This is a genomic window from Micromonospora narathiwatensis, assembly GCF_900089605.1.
In the GTDB taxonomy this organism is placed as follows: domain Bacteria; phylum Actinomycetota; class Actinomycetes; order Mycobacteriales; family Micromonosporaceae; genus Micromonospora; species Micromonospora narathiwatensis.
The window spans coordinates 763,170-780,732 of sequence record NZ_LT594324.1; the positions used below are offsets into that span (position 1 = coordinate 763,170).

The window sequence follows — 17,563 nt, forward strand, 5'->3', positions numbered from 1 at the left end:
CTCAGCGCCGGCGCGGCGTCGCGTGCCGGGTGGGCTCGGCGGTGGTCGGGTCCTCCGGCCACGGGTGCCGCGGGTAGCGCCCGCGCAGCTCCGCCCGCACCTGCGGGTAGCCCACCCGCCAGAACGAGGCCAGGTCGGCGGTGACCGCCACCGGCCGGCCGGCGGGGGAGAGCAGGTGCAGCAGCACCGGCACCCGGCCGTCGGCGATCCGCGGCGCGTCCCGCCAGCCGAAGGTCTCCTGGAGCTTGACCGCGAGCACCGGGGCGGCCGGGTCGGCGTAGTCCACCCGGATCCGGGAGCCGCTGGGCACGGCGAGCCGTTCCGGCGCCAGCTCGTCCAGCCGGGCGGCCTGCCGCCAGTCGAGCAGCCGGCGCAGCGCCGCCGCGACGTCGATCCGGCCCAGGTCGGCGCGGCGGCGGGCCCTGGCCAGCTCCGGGCCGAGCCAGGCGGGCGCGTCGGCGAGCAGCGCCGGGTCGGACACGTCGGGCCAGTCGTCGCCCAGCGCCTGCCGGCAGAAGGCCAGCCGCCGGCGCAGCGCCGTCGCCTCCGGCGTCCAGGTCAGCAGACCCAGGCCGGTCTGGCGCAGCCCGGTGAGCACGGCCTCGGCGAGCAACGCGGGGTCCGGCGCCGCGAGCGGCCGGTCGACCAGCTCGATCGCGCCGAGCCGGACCACCTCGCGGGCCACCACGTCCCCGCCGGACCAGCCGACCTCGCGCTCGGTACGCAGCAGCGGCCCGCCGGCCTCCCGCGCCGTCGCCTCGTCCACCGGCGTGGCCAGCCGTACCCGCGCCGTCGGCGCCCCCGGGGAGCGGTCGGCCACCGCGACCGCCAGCCAAACCGACCCCACCAGCCCCGACCCGCCCACCACCTCCGCCGCAGTCCCCCCGCTCATCAGATACGCGGATCCGCCACCCCGCCGCACCCGCGCCAACCGCTCCGGATACGCCAACCCCACCACCAACCCCGCCGCCAGCTCATCAGGGCTCCCCGCCCCCCACCCTCCCCCGCGATCTTGCACTTTGGGTCGGCGGTGTGCGGCTTTCGCCCCGTTCGTCGCGGCACCATCTGCAAGATCGCGGGGAGTGGTTGCGGGGGAGGGGAGGGCGGTGCGGAGGCGGCGTACCTCGGCGCGCCAGCGGGTGGTGGCGGCGGGGTTGGTGTTGTTGCGGAGGTGCCGCCATAGGGTTGTCAGGTCGTCGGTGGTGGTGGTTTGGGTCTGGTCGGATAGGAGGGCTACCAGCTCGGCGGCCCGGTCGGCGCCGACCCGTTCCGCACCGTCGAGCAGTGCCCGGGCCAGCCGGGGATGGGTCCCGGCCGCCGCGATGGCCCGCCCCCGGGCGGTGATCCTGCCGTCCGGGTTCACCGCGCCGAGCGTGGTCAGGGTCTCCCGGGCGACCGTGAGGGCGGCCGGCGGCGGCGAGTCGGGCAGCGCCAGCCCGGTGCCGTCCGGGTCGCCCCAGGCGGCCAGCTCCAGCGCGAACCCGGTGAGGTCGGCGGTGGCGATCTCGGGCTCGGGCTGCGGCGCGAGGTGGGTGTGGGTGGCCTCCGACCAGCACCGGTAGACGACGCCCGGGGCCTCCCGCCCGGCCCGCCCGGCCCGCTGGGTGGCCGCCGCCCGGGACACCGGCACGGTCACCAGCGCCCCCAGCCCCCGGGCCAGGTCGGTACGGGCCACCCGGCTCAGTCCGGCGTCGACCACCACCCGTACCCCGGGCACGGTCAGGCTGCTCTCCGCCACCGAGGTGGCCAGCACGACTCGCCGCCGGTCGACGGGTTCGGGCCGCGCCGGGTCGGGGCCGGACCCGGCCGGTCGGAGCCGCAGCGCGGCGTCCTGCGCCGCGGCGGTCAGCCGGCCGTGCAGTGGCAGCACGTCGACGCCGTCGCGCAGGTCGGCCAGGCGGGCGGCGACCGCCGCGATCTCGCCGGCCCCGGGCAGGAAGACCAGTACGTCCCCGGCCCGTTCGCGCAGCGCCCGCCGGACGGTGGCGGCCACGTGGTCGAGCAGTGCCGGGTCGACCCGTCCCGCCCCGGGGGCGGGGATCGGCCGGGGCGGTGGCGCCCAGACCCGGGTCACCGGGTGCAGGGCCGCCTCGGCCCGGACCACCGGCGCGGGCCGGTCCGACGGGCCGAGCAGCGCGGCGAACCGGCCCGCCGGCGGGGTGGCGGACATCGCCAGCAGCCACAGGTCGGGCCGGAGCGCGCCGCGGGCGTCCACGGTGAAGGCCAGTGCCAGGTCGGCGTCGAGTTGCCGCTCGTGGCACTCGTCGAGCAGCACCGCGCCGACGCCGGGCAGCTCGGGATCGTGTTGCAGTCGACGGACCAGCAGGCCGGTGGTGACCACCTCGACGCGGGTGTCCGGCCCGACCCGGCGTTCGCCGCGGACGGCGTACCCGATCCGGCCGCCGACGCGCTCGCCGAGCAGCGCGGCCATCCGGTGGGCGGCGGCCCGGGCGGCCATCCGGCGGGGCTGGGCGACCACCACCCGCCCGGCGACCTCGTCGGCCACCGCCAGCGGCGCGAGGGTGGTCTTGCCGGTGCCGGGCGGCGCCACCAGCACCGCCGTGCCGGCGGCGCGCAGCGCCCCGGTCAGCGCCGGCAGCACCGCCCGGACGGGTAGGTCGAGGATCACGTCGGAGAGCACGGTCCCAATGTCGCATCCGGTGCGCCGGCCCGGCGCACCCCGTCCAGGGCCGGTGACGGGAGGCCGCCCGGGTCGTCCGCGCGGGACCCGGGCGTCCCTCGCCCTAGTACGTTCCGTCGAGCTGCCCGCGCAGCTTGCCGAGCGCCCGGGCCAGCAGCCGGGACACGTGCATCTGGGACACGCCGATCTGCTCGGCGATCTGCGACTGGGTCAGGTTGCCGTAGAAGCGCAGCGTGAGGATCCGCTGCTCGCGTTCGTCCAGGGTGGCCAGCGCCGGGCCCAGCGCGACCCGCAGTTCGGCCAGCTCGAACTCGCCGTCCTCGCCGCCGAGCAGGTCGCCCAGCTCGGTGGACCGCTCGCCGTCGCCGGTCGGGGTGGACAGCGACACCGCGTTGTACGCGCGGGCGCCCTCCAGGCCCTCCAGGACCTCCTCCTCGGTGAGGCCGAGGTGGGCGGCGATGTCGGCGACCGTGGGCGAGCGGCCGAGGGTCTGCAGCAGTGAGCTGTTGGCGTCGGAGATGGCCAGCCGCAGCTCCTGCAGCCGGCGGGGCACCCGGATGTCCCAGGTGCGGTCGCGGAAGTGCCGCTTGAGTTCGCCGATGATGGTCGGGATGGCGTAGCCGGCGAAGTCGACGCCCCGGGACGGGTCGAACTTGTCGATCGCCTTGATCAGGCCGACCGCGGCGGTCTGCGCCAGGTCGTCCGTGGGCTCGCCCCGGCCGCCGTAGCGGTGGGCGAGGTGGTTGGCGAGCGGCAGCCAGGCCTCGATCGCCCGGTCCCGCAGCGCGGGGCGCGACGGGTGGTCGGCGGGCAGCGCGGCCATCGCGTTGAGCAGATCGGCGGCGCTGTCGGCGAGCGCGTTCGGGTCGAGCTTGCCGGTGGTGGGCGGCGGCGTGGTCCGCTGCTCGCTGAGCGTGTGCGCGGTCATGGGCGGTCCTCCCTGCACCTCGTCCACGGAAAAAGACGTGACGCTTCGGTTTAGGCTCGATCGGTCCGTTCGGAAGCTCACCTTAACCCGATCGGCCGGCAGGAATCTAGCCGAAAGTACGATGTACTTAAGTGACTTAAAGAAAATAAGTGCCTGAGTCGGACATAATGGCTGCCCCTGTGCTCCGCCGTCGGCTGGCCGGTCGATGCGTATGCCTGACCGATCGGTCAACGAAAAAGCCGACAATCGGCTCGCATTGTCGGCTTTCAGTCGTTGTCCCGCTGATGGGACCGCCCGTAGCGTCGCCGGTGTACCCGTCTTCGGAGGCATCGTGCTCGATCCCGCCGCCCCGCAACTCGTCGTCAACGCCCGGGTGCTCCAGTTCAGCTGGCTCCCGGCGGACCCCGACGCGGCCGCGGCGCTCGTGCCGGCCGGGCTGCGGCCCCGCCCCGATCGCCAGGTTTTCCTCTGTCAGTACGTGGTGGACGACGACTGCCAGACCTCCGGCTTCGGCGCGTACTCCCTGACCTACCTCGGCCTCGCCCTCGACGGCATCGACCCGCCGCCGGTGGGGGACACCCCCGGCGGCTGGTGGACCCACTACCTGGCCTCCAGCCCCCGGGTACGCGCGTACGCCGTCGCCCGGGGCGCCCCGGCGTCGCCCGGGCAGACCCGGCTCGACCTGCGGGGCGAACAGCTCACCGCGGAGACCCACGCGGACGGGGTGCCGATCATCCGTACCGTGGCCCGGGTCGGGCACACCGGCAGCCGGGTGTGCACCGGGCACCACCGGTACCTGACCGCCCGGGGCGGGGAACTGCTCAGCCTCGACTACCCGTACGTGGCGGAGCCGGTGACCCCGTTCGAGGTCGAGTCGGTCGACTTCCTCGACCCGGAGCACCCGGTCTACGCGCTGCGCCCCGCCAACCCGCTGGTGATCTGCGGGGGCCTCTACTCGCCACGGGTGTCGTTCGCGTACCCGCCGGGGCCGAACGCGCTCGACGACCCGTCGGCCGCCGCCGACCCCGGACCGGCCCACCCTGTGCCGGCGCGTCGCGCCGGCAGCGGACTGCCGTCCGGGTCGTAACCCGCCCCATCGGCGGCCGGCCGGTCGACCTGCGCCGCGCCGGCGTTGCCCGTCCCAATCGCTGACCGGCCGGCCAGCCTGTGCCGCGCCGTGACGCATCGGCCCGGCGAGGTTTCGCGCCGTCGGAACGGGTAAGACAACGCCGCACGGCAGGACCCCCCGGACGGCTTCCGACGCCGACCGACCCTGGTCGGCGGGCCTTTCCGCGGGCCCGGCCGGACCCCCAGGCACGTATCAGAAGGAGGCCACCGCATGCCCGCCGAGACGACGAACACCGTGACCGAGTACCGCGAGCAGGCGGTGGAGGGGGAACGGGGTGCGCTGGTGGCGGTCCTGTTGATGGTGATCCTCGGCGTGGCCGGCATCTTCGCCGTCTCCTGACCGCCGGCGGGTGCCCGGGTACGCCCCCGGGACGCCCGCCTGCCGATCGGTCAGGGGCGGCTGCCCTCGCCGCCGGTGTGCGGCAGCCGCCCGGCCGGGATCACGCCGAGCCGGCCGGCCTGGAAGTCCTCGAACGCCTGGATCAGCTCGTCCCGGGTGTTCATCACGAACGGGCCGTAGTGCGCCACCGGCTCCCGGATCGGCTGCCCGCCCATGAGGTAGAGCTCCAGGGCCGGGGCGTTGCCGTCCTGCTTCGCGTCCGCGGTGACCCGCAGCGCGTCGCCGGGACCGTGCACGGCGAGCTGGCCGAGGTGGATCGGGCGCCGGTCGGTGCCCACCGTGCCCCGGCCGGCCAGCACGTAGACCAGCGCGTTGAAGTCCGGCCGCCAGGGCAGGCTCAGCTCCGCGCCCGGCTGGAGCGTCACGTGGGCGATGGTGATCGGGGTGTGGGTCGAGCCCGGGCCCCGGTGCCCGGCGACCTCGCCGGCGATCACCCGGATCAGCGCGCCGCCGTCGGGCGTGGTCAGCAGCGCCGACTCCCGGCCGCGGATGTCCTGGTAGCGCGGCGGGTTCATCTTGGCCACCCGGGGCAGGTTGACCCAGAGCTGGAGGCCGTGGAAGAGACCACCGCTCATCACCAGCTGCTCCGGCGGCGCCTCGATGTGCAGCAGGCCGCTGCCGGCCGTCATCCACTGGGTGTCGCCGTCGGTGATGGTGCCGCCGCCGCCCTGCGAGTCCTGGTGGTCCATGATCCCGTCGATCATGTAGGTCACCGTCTCGAAGCCGCGGTGCGGGTGCCAGGCCGTCCCCTTCGGCTCGCCCGGGGCGTAGTCCACCTCGCCCATCTGGTCGAGGTGGATGAACGGGTCCAGCTCGGTCAGCGGGACGCCGGCGAAGGCCCGGCGGACCGGGAAGCCCTCGCCCTCGTAGCCGCTCGGCGCGGTGGTCACCCGGCGGACCGGGCGGAAGGTGGTGGACTCGTCGAGCTGCGGCAGGCGGGGCAGGACGAGAACGTCGTCGACGGTGATGGCGGGCATCGCGGGCTCCTTACTTGTCGGCCGGGGTGGACGACGCGTCGCGGTCGGCGCGCAGGCGCCGGCCGAGCCGCTCGAAGACCCGGGTGAGGCAGGCGACCTCGGCGTCGTCGAGGTCGTCCATCAGATGGGTACGCACGGAGCGCAGGTGGTGCGGTGCGGCCTCGCGCAGCGCCAGCAGGCCGGCCGCGGTCAGCACGGCCTCGCTGCCGCGTCGGTCCTCCGGGCAGGACTGCCGGGCGACCAGGCCGCGCCGCTGCATCGAGGAGATCTGGTACGTCAGCCGGCTCGGCGAGAAGACCAGCCGGCCGGCCAGCTCGCCCATCCGCAACCGTTGCCCCGGCGCCTCGGAGAGCAGGACCAGCACGTGGTAGTCGGCGAAGCTCAGCTCGCTGGCCGCGCGCAGGTCGTCCTCGAGCTGGGTGAAGAGCCGCTGGCTCGCCTCGATGTACGCGCGCCAGGCGGCCAGCCGCTCGGGGTTCAGGCTCTCGGTCACGGGTACGAGAGTAGCACTACTTAAAATTTAAACAAGTGCCTTCGGGCTGAGGGTGAGCCGCGCGACAGCCACGCCGAGGCGATGTCGTTGGAATCTGAAGTGAATGCTCCGGCGGAGTAAATGCGCGGTGCGAAGACGCCAGCGTCGGCTACTGGACGGCCGCGGGAGCGCGCGGCGGTCCCGGCTACGGTCGGGGTATGGATGATCTCGACCTGCTCGACTGGCGGGAGCGGCTGGCCCGGCTGTACCTCTCCGATCTCGACCTGGCCGGATTTCGGGCCGCCCGGGACGAATTGTTCCGTTCGCACCCGTGCAGCCCGCTGCCGGCCGCCGAGCGGCCCGGGTTCACCGGGCTGCGTTGGTTCCCGCACGATCCGGCGGCCGTGGTCGAGGCGCCGCTGCGCCCCGCCTCCGGCACCGAGAGCATCGACACCGGCGGGCCCGACGGGGTCGTCGGTTACCGCCGGGTCGCGGTGGCCGAGACGCCGTGGGGCCCGCTCACCGTGTGGTGGATCGATGCGTACGGGGGCGGGCTGTTCGTCCCGCTGCTCGACGCCACCTGCGGTGCCGAGACGTACGGGGGCGGGCGCTACCTGACCGACACGGTCAAGGGCACCTTCGGGCGGGGCCTGACCGTGCTGCCCGGTGGGCGGGTCCGCCTCGACGCCAACTACCTCTACAACCCGAGTTGCGCGTACGACGACCGTTGGGCGTGCCCCCTCGCCCCGGCGGAGAACCGGGCCGACGTTCCGATCCGGGCCGGGGAGTTGGCGTACCACGGCTGACGGACGGGTGCGGTTACCGGGCGGGCGCGCCGCTCGGGAAGTGCATCCGGCCGAGCAACTGCCGGGCCTGGTCGGCCAGGTCGGCCTCGACGGTCACCGCGTACTGGCTGGCCCGCAGCGAACTGGACGAGGTGAAGTCCCGCCGGCCGCCGGTCATCGCGTGCACCACTGCGCCGAACACCGCACCCCAGATCGCGCCGACCACCAGGCCGATCACGATCACCGCGACCCAGTTTCCCGCGGTGAAGATGCCGAAGAGCAGCCCGATGAAGAGCCCGAACCAGGCGCCGGTGCCCGCACCCACCAGGGCGGCCCGGCCGGTGGTCATCCGGCCCATGATCGTCTCGACCAGGGTCAGGTCGGTGCCGACGATCGACGTCCGCTCCACCGGGAACCGGTTGTCGGCCAGATAGTCCACCACGCGCTGGGCGGACGGATAGTCCGGGTACGACCCGATCGTGACCGTCGGTGGGCCGGTCTGCGGCCCGTGTCCGTCCCCGCTCGGGGCGGCCGGACGACCGCCCGGCCCGGACGGGAGGTTGTCGCGCCCGGGCATCCCGGGCCGCCAGGCCGCGCTCGGCGTCGAGGGTGTGGTCATGTGCGTCCTCCTTCGTCAAGCGGTGGCGTTCCCATTCGCGAGGGAGGGGTAACGCCTGCGGGGACACCGGACGACGGCCGGGCCGCGTCGCGCATGCCCGGAGGCCGGGTGGGTAGCCACCGGCGTGGACGCCGGACGGATCAGCGAGCACGGGTTCCTCGCCGACGGGCGTACCGCCGCGCTGGTGGACCGGGCCGGCGCGGTGAACTGGTGGTGCCCGGCCCGGTTCGACGGCCCGTCGGTCTTCGGGCGGCTGCTCGACGACACCGCCGGGCACTGGAGCATCCGGCCCGAGGACGACTTCACCACCGAACGGTCCTACCTGGACGACACGCTGGTGCTGCGTACCGTCTTCACCACCCGGACCGGGACGGTGGCCGTCACCGACGCCCTGGCGCTGGCGGCCGGGGCGCGCGGCCACGAGATCGGCCTGTGCTCCCCGCAGGTGCTGGCCCGGGTCGTCGAGGGGATCTCCGGCGAGGTGCCGATGCGGGTGGAGTACCAGCCCCGCTTCGAGTACGGCCGGGTCCGCGCCTACCTCACCGGCACCGAGCAGACGATCGACGCCGTCGCCGGCGGCAGCCGGCTGAGCCTGCGCGCCAACGTCCCGATGACCTGCGGCGACGGGGCGGCGAGCGGGCGGTTCACCGCCCGCGCCGGCACCACCCACCACTTCACCCTCGGGTACGCACCGACCTACGACGGCGGCGAGCCCGCGCTGCCCGACGCCGACCGGGTGATGGTCGATACGGTGGCCGGCTGGCGGTCCTGGGCCGGGCTGCACGACTACCAGGGGCACTACCGCGACCAGGTGCGGCGCAGCGCGATGGTGGTGCAGGGGATGACCTACGTGCCCAGCGGCGCGGTCGTCGCGGCGGCCACCACCTCGCTGCCCGAGGAACTCGGCGGCGAGCGCAACTACGACTACCGCTTCGTCTGGGTACGCGACTTCAGCCTCACCCTCCAGGCGCTCTGGCTGGCCGCCTGTCCCGACGAGGCGAACCGGCAGTTCGCCTGGGTGTCCCGGGCCATGGGCATGATCGGCGACGAACCCGTGCCGATCATGTACGGCGTCGAGGGCGAGCGCGACCTCACCGAGCACCGCCTCGACCACCTCGCCGGCTACGCCGACAGCCGGCCGGTGCTCGTCGGCAACGACGCCTGGCGGCAGCGGCAGACCGACGTGCTCGGCGAGATCCTCGACGCCGCCTGGCGGATGCGGTACTACCTCGACCCGATGTCGCCCGAGGTCCGGCACCTGCTGCACGCCCTCGCCGACCAGGCGACGGTGGACTGGCGCCGGCCGGACGCCGGGATGTGGGAGGCGCGCGACGCCGAGCGGCACTACCTGTCGTCCAAGGTGCAGTGCTGGACCGCGCTGGACCGGGCGGTCCGGTTCGGGACGCGGATCGGCGACGCCGCCGACGTGGCGCGCTGGGCGGCGGCCCGGAACGAGGTACGCGAGGCGGTGCTGACCCGGGGCTGGAACGACCGGGTCGGCGCGTACACCGGGGCCTTCGACTCCGACGAGTTGGACGCCTCGGTGCTGATCATGCCGCTGGTCGGCTTCCTGCCCGCCGACGACCCCCGGATGCGCGCCACCGTCGACGTGGTGGAGCGGCGGCTCTCCCGTGACGGACTGCTGCGGCGCTGGGACGGTGACCCGGCGGGCTTCGTGATCTGCTCGTTCTGGCTGGTCGGCTGCCTCGCCGAGGCCGGCGAGCTGGAGCGGGCCCAACGGCTGTTCGAGCAGCTCGCCGCGCAGGCCAACGACCTGGGGCTCTACGCCGAGCAGATCGACCCGGCCACCGGCGAGCAAGTGGGCAACTTCCCGCAGGCGTTTTCGCACATCGGCCTGATCAACGCCGCGGGCCAGATCGGCGCGGCCGCCGAACGGCTCGGTGGCCGCGCCGGGCTAGCCACCGCGACCCAGGGCCGGGGCGCCTGACCGCCCCGCCCGACGGCTAGGAGCCGGGCGAGGGCGGGATGAGGATCTCGAACCAGACGGTCGAGCCGCGCACCGTGGGATCGGTGCCCCAGGCGTCGCTCAGCTCCTCGATCAGCCCCAGGCCGCGCCCGCGGCTGCTCAGGGCGTCGGTCTGCGCCCGGGTCACCTGCCCCCGGGTGCCGGAGTCGGCGACCGAGACCAGCAGCCGTTCCGCGCTCAGGTCGATCTCCACCCGGGCGGCGGTGCCGGCGTGCAGCAGCGCGTTGGTGGTCAGCTCGCTCGTGCACAGCACCGCGCCGCCGATCACCGCCTCGGGCACCCGCCACTCGGTGAGCTGGGCGGTCATCCAGTGGCGTACCCGGCTCGGCGCGGTCGGCTCCGCCGGCACCGCCATGCTGGCCGAGCGGCTCGGCCGTACCGCGTGCTCCACGGCCAGCACCGCCACGTCGTCCTCGGTCGCGCCGGGCACGGCGGCGGTGGCCACCGCGCAGAGCGCCCGGGGGTCGCCGCTGCTCGCGCCCGTCACCGCCGCGCGCAGCCCGGTCAGCCCGGCGAACAGGTCCTGCCAGCGCCGCTCCACCACCCCGTCGCTGTAGAGCAGCAGGGTGTCGCCCGGGCGGAACGGCACCGCGGTGGTACGCGGCCGGTAGCCGAGGCCCAACGGCGGGCCGGGCAAGACCTCGACGTACTCGGCCGTCGGCTCGCCGTCGGCCCGGCAGCGCCGGATCAGCGGGGCCGGATGCCCGGCGCTGGCCAGCGTGATCCGCTCCTGGTCGGCCTCGATGACGCCGAACACCACCGTGACGAAGAGCTCCTGCGTCCCGCTCTCCGTGCCCAGGCTGGCGACCAGCCGGTCCAGGCCGGCGAGCACGGCGTCCGGGCGGGGATCGGTGAGCGCCAGCGCGCGCAGCGCCGCGCGTACCTGCCCCATCCGGGCGGCGGCCTGGACGTCGTGCCCGGCCACGTCACCCAGGACCACGCCGAGCGCGCCGCTGGGCAGCACGAACGCGTCGTAGAAGTCGCCACCGGCGGCGTTGCCGTCCACGCCCGGGTCGTACCGGGCGGCGATCCGCAGCCGGGGCAGGTCGGGCAGCCGCTCGGGCAGCATGCTGCGTTGCAGGAGCTGGGCGGTGCCGTGCTGGGTCTCGAAGCGGCGGGCCCGCTCGGCGGCCTGGCCGGCCAGCTCCGCCGCGGCGGCGAGCAGCGCGCGTTCCGACGGCGACCACGGATGCGGCGCCTGGTAGCCGACGGTCACCGCGCCCCGGACCACAGACGAGCGCAGCGGCAGGGCGGCGAGCGAGCGGATCTTCTGGTCGTGCCGGTCCGCCGGGGAGTTCCGCAGCGGCTGCCCGTCGGCGGTGAACAGGGCCACGCCGCTGCGGGCGGTCACCACCATCGGGACGGGCGAGTCGGCCGGTATCCGTCGCCACAACGGCGGGAGCCGTTCGTCGGCCTCGTCCAACAGCTCGCCGCGGACGCGACGGACCATCCGCCAGGCCGGCCCCTCGTCGACCCCGAAGGAGACCCGGTCGGCGCCGAAGGCGTCGAGGCCGTAGCGCAGAGTGACCCGGGCGACGTCGTCGAGGGTGAGCGTGCCGGAGAGCGCGGCGGCGAAGTCGCTCAGGCTCTGCAACTGCCGGGTGACCTGGGTGGTCTGCGCGGCCACGCTGAGCACGCCGATGGTCCGGCCGGCACTGTCCCGCACCGGCGAGAAGCCGCGGGTGAACATGGCCGGCTCGGTGGGTCCGGTCTGGTGCCGGTCGACCGGCAGCACCGCCTCCCGTTCCAGGAAGGGCTCGCCCCGCCGGTACGCCCGTTCGATCACCTCCCCGGCGCCCGGCTCGTGCCAGATGTCGGCGAACACCTCCGCCGCCGGCCGCCCGAGCGCCCCCGGGTGCCGCGCCCCGATCAGCTCGGCGTACCCCTCGTTGTAGACCAGGATCAGGTCGTCGCCGTAGAGCAGGGCCATCGGTACGGGCGAGGCGAGCACCAGGTCGACCACGGCGCGGACGGCCGGGTCCCACTGCTCGGGTGCACCGAGCGGCGTGTCGGCCCACCGCAGGGCCGACGGGTCGGCCGCGCCGGACGCGGCGGCGCCCGGGCCCGTCGGCGCTCCCGAGGAGGGGGCTGAAGGCGTGGGCACCCGCCCGACCGTGCCTGACATGACCGCAGCCTATCCGGAGCGTGGCGAAAAGGTTCCGATCATGCGGCGCGGGGCGTCGAACGGCGATCAGCAGGGGTCGGCCCGGCATGTCTGATATGCCCGGAAGTTGCGGGAGCGGTCAGGCGGGTGAGCGGCCGGTCCGGCCGCGACCGGTCGACCGGCTCGGCCGGCGGCGGCGAGCAGGCCCGGATCGTCCGGGTGTCGGCCCGGATCGTCCGGGTGTCGGCCCGACCCGCCCCGGGGGATTGACCCGGTCGTTACGGGGGAGAAGGGACACCGCGCGGACCGGCGCGGACGACCCGTGGAGGACGGCGATGGGACAGCAGGCGGACGGACCCGACGAGGCGCACCGCCGGCCGGCGGGCGTGGGTGACCTCACGGTCGCGGCGCTCGGCAAGCTCAGCGAGGCGCTGGAGACGGTCGAGCGGGCCCGTGGACACCTCTATTCGCTGCACCAGATGATCGGTCACGCCGACCTGATGCTCGACGACGCGGTGGAGCTGTTCCGGTCGGCCGGCCACGACGAGATCGCCGGGCTGGTGGCCCGGGACCTGCTCGGCCGCAACGTGATCGCCGGACGCTGGACGTTCCAGATCGTCGAGGACTTCGACGACGGGTACTACGCGCTCTTCCGGGAGCTGGACCGCCGGGCCCGCGACGAACTGGTCGGCGGCCGGCGCCACCTCTACGAGGCCGAGCTGAAGGAACGCCGGCGCAGCCCGGGCCGGCCGGGGCACGAGGCGCGCCCCGGTGCCGGCGGCTAGTCGGCGGACGAGGCATCCGCCGGCTGGCGGCGCCGGGCGTCGTCGGCGATGATCACGGTCGCCACCATCAGGGCCACCACGAGGCTGAACAGCCAGGATCCGTCGGGAACCAGCTTGGCCGCGACGGGCGCCTGGACGGCGGTGAGCAGGAAGCCCAGCCAGGCCAGGCGGCGCTGACGTGGGGTGAGGAAACCTGAGCCCTGTTGCATCCCGAAAGTCTTACCCGGGGCCTGGGCAACGCCGTCCCCCGTTCGGTCGATTCTGGATGGGCTGTCCGTTTTATCGACCGGGTGTATCCCGATTCCTGGCGTTTCGGCCGAGTCGCGCCGGCCGGCCCGGTCACGCGTCCGGGCCGGTCCGGCCGGTGGTCGACGGCCGGTACGCCCGGTCCGCGTCGGTCATCTCCCGCCGTTCGGCCTCCGGGCCGGCGCCCCGGTCCACCGCCTCTGGCCCGTGGCCGAACGCGGACTCCTCACCTGCGTCGTTGCCGGTGACGTCGTCGGCCTGCCCGTCGACGGTCGACCGGGCCAGCGCCCGGTCCACCTCGTGCAGGGGAGTACGGGTCTCGTCGCGCCACACGTGGCGGTCGTTGTCGGTCATTGCCTAGCGGTACCCGGGCGGGGTGATCGCAAACGGCCGTGCCGGCGACGTCAGGGGGTGGGCCGGTCGACCGTGCCCCGCCAGGCACCGGTCTGCTGACCGCGTCGCTCGATGAACTGCTTGAACCGCTCCAGGTCGGCCCGGGCGCGGCGGTCGACCACGCCGAGCTTGTCGCCGGCCTGCTCGACCAGGCCCTGCGGCTCGAACTCCATCTGCAGGGTGACCCGGGTGTGCCCCTCGTCGAGGCGGTGGAAGGTCACCACGCCGGCCTGCCGGGCGCCCTCGGTCGACCGCCAGGCCACCCGCTCGTCCGGTAGCTGCTCGGTGATCTCGGCGTCGAACTCGCGCTTCACGCCGGCGATCTCGACCGTCCAGTGGGTCATCGTGTCGGTGAGCTGCCGGACCTCGTGGACGCCCTCCATGAACTGTGGAAACGCCTCGAACTGCGTCCACTGGTCGTACGCGGTACGGATCGGAACGGCAACGTCCACATGTTCCATCACGTCGCTCATCGCAGGGTCCTCCTCTTCCCGCCGGTCTCCTCGCGCGGATCGTGGGCCGATCCGCTCACCAGCGCGTCGTCTCGTTCTTGTGCCCGAGTGCGGCCCACACCTCGGAAATCGTCTGGTAACGGGTGCCGTCGGGCAGGCTCTCCAGGGCGGTGACGATGTCCGTCGGCGCCTGGTTCTCCCGGGCGTTGGCCACCAGCGCCGCGCGGTCACCGGGCAGAGCGGTCATCGTGATGAACCGGCCGAGGCGGCTGCGCGCCTCCACGTCGTCCATGCTCATGCCCTGCGGGTTGCCGCCGCGGCTCGCGCCGGCCGTCAACGTCTTCGGCTCCGGCTGGTCCTCACCCGCCGGCTCCGGCTGGCGGGACTCGTCGACCCGGGAACCCGCGGCCCCCGGCCCCTGGATGAGGCCGCTGACGTCCTGAACCATGTTGTCGTCGACCCTGGGCGAGTGCTTGCTGCTGCCACGTTCCATGCCGACAGACATGCCCGAGGGGACCGGCGGTAAACCGGGCCGGGCGACCGGGCCGGTCATCGGGCGACGAACCAGCCGAAGCCGGTCACTCCTCGGCTGGGGCGCGCGGCGGCAGTACGGGCTCGCCGGGATCCCCGGCACCGGTCTGCATCACCCGCCCGCGCTGGAGTTCGGCGTTGACCTGTACGCCGAGCAGCAGGGCGCAGTTGGACAGGTAGAGCCAGACCAGGAAGGCGATGACCGCGCCGAGACTGCCGTACGTCACGTCGTACGAGCCGAAGTTGGCGACGTAGAGGCCGAAGCCGGCCGAGGCGGCCACCCAGGCCAGCAGGGCGAGACCGCCGCCCGGGGTGAGCCAACGGAACCGGGGTTGCCGGATGTTCGGGGCGATCCAGAACAGCAGCGACAGCAGCGTCATCGCCACCAGGGCGAGCAGCGGCCACTTCGCCACCGTCCACAGGGCGCGGGTCAGCCCGCCGGCGTGCAGCCGGTCGCCGACCGCGTCGGTGACCGGGCCGCTGACGATCAGCCCGGTGGCGGCCACGGCGAGCAGCAGCAACGACACCGCGGCCAGGCCGATCTGCAACGGGCGCAGCCGGTAGAACGGCCGCCCTTCCGCGACCCCGTAGACGGCGTTGGACGCCCGGGTGAACGCGCCGATGAATCCGGACGCCGACCAGAGCGCGCCGAGCAGGCCGAAGCTGAGCAGCACCTTGGCCGAGTCCTGCTGCTCCACCACGCCGCGGACCGCGCTGACGAAGCCGTCGTTGCCGACCACCGAGCCCGCGCCGATCTCCCGGGCCAGGCCGACCACCGTGTCGACGGTCCGCTCGCCGTCGGAGACCAGCCCGACCAGGGCCACCACCACGACGGTGGCGGGAAAGAGCGCCAGCACCCCGTAGTACGTCAACGCCGCCGCCCGGTCCGCGCAGTTGTCCCGGACGAAGTTCCGCCCGCTTCGGGCCAGCACCCCGCGCCAGGTGGACCAGCTCAGCTGGCGGACCCGCCGGGGGAGTCGGGCCCGTCGGCCGGTGACCACCGGCTCCGTCGTCGCCGCCATGACCGCTCCCTCCGACGTCCGGCGCGCTGTGCGCGTGGCCCGGCGGTACCCCGTGGCGAAAATCGACAAACCGGGTACCGGTTTGCCGCCGGGACGTGGGGGAACGGTCACAGGAACCCACCGAGACGGAGGAGGACGAGATGCCCGGGCGCGAGGTACTGCCCAGCACGCTGCGGCGCTCCCCGGACAAGGCGCAGCGGACCTGGGAGAAGACGCACGATTCGGCCGTGGAGACGTACGGCGAGGGGGAGCGGGCGCACCGCACCGCGTTCGCCGCGGTGAAGCACGAGTTCGAGAAGGTCGGTGACCACTGGGAGCCGAAGGGACGCAAGGGCCCGAGCGACCAGCAGGCCGCCGGAGGTGGCCCGGTCCGGCGGGCACCGACCGCCGTCGGGGTGGACGCCAACGCGCCCAAGGAGCACCTGATGGCGGTCGCCAAGAAACTGGACGTGCCGGGCCGGTCCCGGATGACCAAGCCGGAACTGGTCAAGGCGATCCAGAAGGCGAACGACAAGGCGACCCGCGAGGCGCGCGGCGGTCGCTGACCACGCTCGACGTGACGGGAGCCCGGGACCGGTCCCGGGCTCCGGTTCACGTCCTCACCAGTGGCCGCCGCCGGGCGCCTCGATGTGCACGGCCTTCACCGTGGTGAACTCGTCGAGCAGTTCCGGGCCGTACCCGAAACCCTGGCCGCTGCCGCGGCGCGGCTGCGCGGCACCGCCCGGCGCGCCCCCGAAAACCGCGTTGATCTTGACCGTGCCCACCGGCAGCTCCCGCCAGGCCCGGTGGGCGTGGCTCATCGACCCGGTCAGCACCGTGGCGGCCAGCCCGTACGGGGAATCGGCCGCGCAGCGCAGCCCCTCGCTGAACGAGTCGACCACGACCACCGGGGCGACCGGCCCGAACGTCTCCTCGCGGACCAGGGCCATCTCGTGCCGGCAGTCGGCGACCACGGTCGCCGGATAGAAGGCGCCCGGTCCGTCCGGAATCTCCCCGCCGGTGCGCACCCGCGCCCCCTCGGCCGCCGCCGCGGTGACCTGCCCGTGCACGTGGTCCCGGTGCCGCCGGTCGACCAGCGGCCCGAGCCGCGTGCCCGGATCCCGGCCCGGGCCCAGCCGGAGCGCCTCGGCCCGCTCGACCAGCGCGTCGACGAAGTCCTCCGCGACGTCCCGGTGCACGTAGATCCGTTCCACCGCGACGCAGATCTGCCCGGCGTTGGCGAAGCAGCCCAGCGCCGCCTGCTCGGCCGCCCAGATCGGATCGATGCCGGCGTCCACCACCAGCGGGTCGCTGCCGCCGTTCTCCAGCAGCACCTTCGCGCCGGTGCGGGCGCCGGCGGCGGCGATCGACCGGCCGGTGGCGGTGGCCCCGACGTGGGCGACCACGTCCACGTCCTGCCCGGCCAGCGCCGCGCCCACCTCGCCGCCGCCGGTGAGCAGCGACAGCACGCCGGCCGGCAGCGCGGAGTCCAGGGCCCTGGCGAGCAGCCAGCCGGTGGCGGGCGTGCGTTCGCTCGGCTTGTAGAGCACCACGTTGCCGGTGACCAGGGCCGCGCCGAGCAGCCCGCAGGAGACCGCCAACGGGTCGTTCCAGGGGGTGATCGCGGCGACCACGCCGCGCGGCTCGGGGGCCATGAAGTCGAGCGCGGAGTGGGGGCCGTGCAGCGTCCGCCCACCGCGCACCGGGCCCAGCTCCGCGTACTGCCGGAGGGTCCCGACGCCGGCCGCCACGCCGCCGCGCGCGTCGTCCAGCGGCTTGCCCATCTCCGCCGTGGTGGCCTGGGCCAGTTCCTCGGCGACGGCCGCCACCGCGTCCGCCGCGCGGTGCAGCGCCGCCGCCCGCTCCGCCGGGGCGGTCGCCGCCCACTCGGCCGCCGCGCCCCGGGCCGCCTCGACCGCCTTGGCCACCTCGTCCGCCGTCGCCACCGGCACGGTGGTCACCGGGGAGCCGTCGGCCGGATCGCGTACGACCAGTTCGCCTCCCGCGCCCCCGGCACCCCACACTCCACCTATGAGCTGTGCAACCGTGTACATGCGGCGGTGGATGCCCCGGTGCGGGCGAGGCAAACGCGTTTCGCCCGGTAACCGGCCGGG

The 17,563-nt window shown here is 74.6% G+C and carries 19 protein-coding genes; 7 read left to right on the plus strand and 12 right to left on the minus strand.

Annotation, left to right across the window (positions count from 1 at the left end; all coding sequences use genetic code 11):
* Position 1 precedes the first annotated feature (1 nt).
* Together hrpB and GA0070621_RS03445 are read right to left on the minus strand one after the other, a co-directional pair.
* Positions 2 to 2,641: an ATP-dependent helicase HrpB gene (gene hrpB / locus GA0070621_RS03440; protein ID WP_091191507.1), complete on the minus strand. Its 2,640-nt coding sequence runs from the start codon at positions 2,639 to 2,641 to the stop codon at positions 2 to 4.
* A gap of 103 nt (positions 2,642 to 2,744) precedes the next feature.
* Positions 2,745 to 3,569: a SigB/SigF/SigG family RNA polymerase sigma factor gene (locus tag GA0070621_RS03445; RefSeq protein ID WP_091191509.1), complete on the minus strand. Its 825-nt coding sequence runs from the start codon at positions 3,567 to 3,569 to the stop codon at positions 2,745 to 2,747.
* Between the two features lie 331 nt (positions 3,570 to 3,900).
* On the opposite strand from GA0070621_RS03445, the gene GA0070621_RS03450 reads away from it, so the two are divergent.
* Both GA0070621_RS03450 and GA0070621_RS31055 read left to right on the plus strand, forming a co-directional pair.
* Positions 3,901 to 4,656 (plus strand): hypothetical protein, encoded by a 756-nt coding sequence (locus GA0070621_RS03450; protein WP_091191510.1) that lies wholly within the window; start codon positions 3,901 to 3,903, stop codon positions 4,654 to 4,656.
* Positions 4,657 to 4,908: 252 nt separating this feature from the next.
* Positions 4,909 to 5,037 (plus strand): hypothetical protein, encoded by a 129-nt coding sequence (locus tag GA0070621_RS31055; protein ID WP_255509960.1) that lies wholly within the window; start codon positions 4,909 to 4,911, stop codon positions 5,035 to 5,037.
* 50 nt (positions 5,038 to 5,087) lie between these two features.
* Here the strand turns inward: GA0070621_RS31055 and GA0070621_RS03455 are convergent, their stop codons facing one another.
* Entirely contained in the window at positions 5,088 to 6,074 is a 987-nt protein-coding gene (locus GA0070621_RS03455) for a pirin family protein (protein WP_091191512.1), read from the minus strand.
* A 10-nt stretch (positions 6,075 to 6,084) separates the two neighbouring features.
* Positions 6,085 to 6,567, minus strand: coding sequence for a MarR family winged helix-turn-helix transcriptional regulator (locus tag GA0070621_RS03460; protein WP_091191513.1), 483 nt, complete (start codon positions 6,565 to 6,567; stop codon positions 6,085 to 6,087).
* Positions 6,568 to 6,764: 197 nt separating this feature from the next.
* On the opposite strand from GA0070621_RS03460, the gene GA0070621_RS03465 reads away from it, so the two are divergent.
* Positions 6,765 to 7,352, plus strand: coding sequence for a DUF1684 domain-containing protein (locus GA0070621_RS03465; RefSeq protein WP_091191515.1), 588 nt, complete (start codon positions 6,765 to 6,767; stop codon positions 7,350 to 7,352).
* Positions 7,353 to 7,365: 13 nt separating this feature from the next.
* Here GA0070621_RS03465 and GA0070621_RS03470 read toward each other — a convergent pair whose 3' ends face one another.
* A complete protein-coding gene (locus GA0070621_RS03470; protein ID WP_091191516.1) occupies positions 7,366 to 7,950 on the minus strand; it encodes a general stress protein in 585 nt (194 codons plus the stop codon).
* Positions 7,951 to 8,074: 124 nt separating this feature from the next.
* Between GA0070621_RS03470 and GA0070621_RS03475 the strand changes: the two genes are divergently transcribed.
* The gene (locus GA0070621_RS03475; protein WP_091191518.1) at positions 8,075 to 9,898 is read left to right on the plus strand and encodes a glycoside hydrolase family 15 protein; all 1,824 of its coding nucleotides are present in this window, start codon (positions 8,075 to 8,077) and stop codon (positions 9,896 to 9,898) included.
* 16 nt (positions 9,899 to 9,914) lie between these two features.
* On the opposite strand, the gene GA0070621_RS03480 is transcribed toward GA0070621_RS03475, so the two are convergent.
* Complete coding sequence (locus tag GA0070621_RS03480) at positions 9,915 to 12,062, minus strand: ATP-binding SpoIIE family protein phosphatase (RefSeq protein ID WP_091191519.1); 2,148 nt, start codon at positions 12,060 to 12,062, stop codon at positions 9,915 to 9,917.
* Positions 12,063 to 12,188: 126 nt separating this feature from the next.
* Between GA0070621_RS03480 and GA0070621_RS31060 the strand changes: the two genes are divergently transcribed.
* Entirely contained in the window at positions 12,189 to 12,311 is a 123-nt protein-coding gene (locus GA0070621_RS31060) for a hypothetical protein (protein ID WP_269455372.1), read from the plus strand.
* Positions 12,312 to 12,376: 65 nt separating this feature from the next.
* A complete protein-coding gene (locus tag GA0070621_RS03485) occupies positions 12,377 to 12,826 on the plus strand; it encodes a hypothetical protein (RefSeq protein WP_091191521.1) in 450 nt (149 codons plus the stop codon).
* Here GA0070621_RS03485 and GA0070621_RS03490 read toward each other — a convergent pair.
* From GA0070621_RS03490 to GA0070621_RS03510, 5 genes are all read right to left on the minus strand, one after another.
* Positions 12,823 to 13,035 (minus strand): hypothetical protein, encoded by a 213-nt coding sequence (locus GA0070621_RS03490; protein WP_091191523.1) that lies wholly within the window; start codon positions 13,033 to 13,035, stop codon positions 12,823 to 12,825. The genes GA0070621_RS03485 and GA0070621_RS03490 overlap by 4 nt on opposite strands.
* Positions 13,036 to 13,165: 130 nt before the next feature.
* Positions 13,166 to 13,426, minus strand: a complete 261-nt coding sequence (locus tag GA0070621_RS03495) for a hypothetical protein (RefSeq protein WP_091191525.1) — start codon at positions 13,424 to 13,426, stop codon at positions 13,166 to 13,168.
* A 50-nt stretch (positions 13,427 to 13,476) separates the two neighbouring features.
* On the minus strand, positions 13,477 to 13,938 hold the full coding sequence (locus tag GA0070621_RS03500; protein WP_091191526.1) for an SRPBCC family protein: 462 nt from the start codon (positions 13,936 to 13,938) through the stop codon (positions 13,477 to 13,479).
* A gap of 55 nt (positions 13,939 to 13,993) precedes the next feature.
* Positions 13,994 to 14,410: a DUF2795 domain-containing protein gene (locus GA0070621_RS03505; protein ID WP_091191528.1), complete on the minus strand. Its 417-nt coding sequence runs from the start codon at positions 14,408 to 14,410 to the stop codon at positions 13,994 to 13,996.
* Between the two features lie 85 nt (positions 14,411 to 14,495).
* Complete coding sequence (locus GA0070621_RS03510; protein ID WP_091191530.1) at positions 14,496 to 15,470, minus strand: YihY/virulence factor BrkB family protein; 975 nt, start codon at positions 15,468 to 15,470, stop codon at positions 14,496 to 14,498.
* A gap of 140 nt (positions 15,471 to 15,610) precedes the next feature.
* Between GA0070621_RS03510 and GA0070621_RS03515 the strand changes: the two genes are divergently transcribed.
* Positions 15,611 to 16,015, plus strand: a complete 405-nt coding sequence (locus tag GA0070621_RS03515; RefSeq protein WP_091201962.1) for a ChaB family protein — start codon at positions 15,611 to 15,613, stop codon at positions 16,013 to 16,015.
* 54 nt (positions 16,016 to 16,069) lie between these two features.
* Here GA0070621_RS03515 and GA0070621_RS03520 read toward each other — a convergent pair whose 3' ends face one another.
* A complete protein-coding gene (locus GA0070621_RS03520; RefSeq protein WP_091191532.1) occupies positions 16,070 to 17,503 on the minus strand; it encodes an aldehyde dehydrogenase family protein in 1,434 nt (477 codons plus the stop codon).
* Between the last annotated feature and the right edge of the window lie 60 nt (positions 17,504 to 17,563).

What these genes read in the sequence shown, in the direction of transcription:
- GA0070621_RS03445 (WP_091191509.1), bottom strand. Translation starts at nt 3,569, where the DNA reads ATGACCGCGCACACGCTCAGCGAGCAGCGGACCACGCCGCCGCCCACC.
- GA0070621_RS03490 (WP_091191523.1), bottom strand. Translation starts at nt 13,035, where the DNA reads ATGCAACAGGGCTCAGGTTTCCTCACCCCACGTCAGCGCCGCCTGGCC.
- GA0070621_RS03480 (WP_091191519.1), bottom strand. Translation starts at nt 12,062, where the DNA reads ATGTCAGGCACGGTCGGGCGGGTGCCCACGCCTTCAGCCCCCTCCTCG.
- GA0070621_RS03500 (WP_091191526.1), bottom strand. Translation starts at nt 13,938, where the DNA reads ATGAGCGACGTGATGGAACATGTGGACGTTGCCGTTCCGATCCGTACC.
- GA0070621_RS03520 (WP_091191532.1), bottom strand. Translation starts at nt 17,503, where the DNA reads ATGTACACGGTTGCACAGCTCATAGGTGGAGTGTGGGGTGCCGGGGGC.
- GA0070621_RS03505 (WP_091191528.1), bottom strand. Translation starts at nt 14,410, where the DNA reads ATGGAACGTGGCAGCAGCAAGCACTCGCCCAGGGTCGACGACAACATG.
- GA0070621_RS03495 (WP_091191525.1), bottom strand. Translation starts at nt 13,426, where the DNA reads ATGACCGACAACGACCGCCACGTGTGGCGCGACGAGACCCGTACTCCC.
- GA0070621_RS03510 (WP_091191530.1), bottom strand. Translation starts at nt 15,470, where the DNA reads ATGGCGGCGACGACGGAGCCGGTGGTCACCGGCCGACGGGCCCGACTC.
- GA0070621_RS31055 (WP_255509960.1), top strand. Translation starts at nt 4,909, where the DNA reads ATGCCCGCCGAGACGACGAACACCGTGACCGAGTACCGCGAGCAGGCG.
- GA0070621_RS03485 (WP_091191521.1), top strand. Translation starts at nt 12,377, where the DNA reads ATGGGACAGCAGGCGGACGGACCCGACGAGGCGCACCGCCGGCCGGCG.
- GA0070621_RS03465 (WP_091191515.1), top strand. Translation starts at nt 6,765, where the DNA reads ATGGATGATCTCGACCTGCTCGACTGGCGGGAGCGGCTGGCCCGGCTG.
- GA0070621_RS03515 (WP_091201962.1), top strand. Translation starts at nt 15,611, where the DNA reads ATGCCCGGGCGCGAGGTACTGCCCAGCACGCTGCGGCGCTCCCCGGAC.
- GA0070621_RS03470 (WP_091191516.1), bottom strand. Translation starts at nt 7,950, where the DNA reads ATGACCACACCCTCGACGCCGAGCGCGGCCTGGCGGCCCGGGATGCCC.
- GA0070621_RS03455 (WP_091191512.1), bottom strand. Translation starts at nt 6,074, where the DNA reads ATGCCCGCCATCACCGTCGACGACGTTCTCGTCCTGCCCCGCCTGCCG.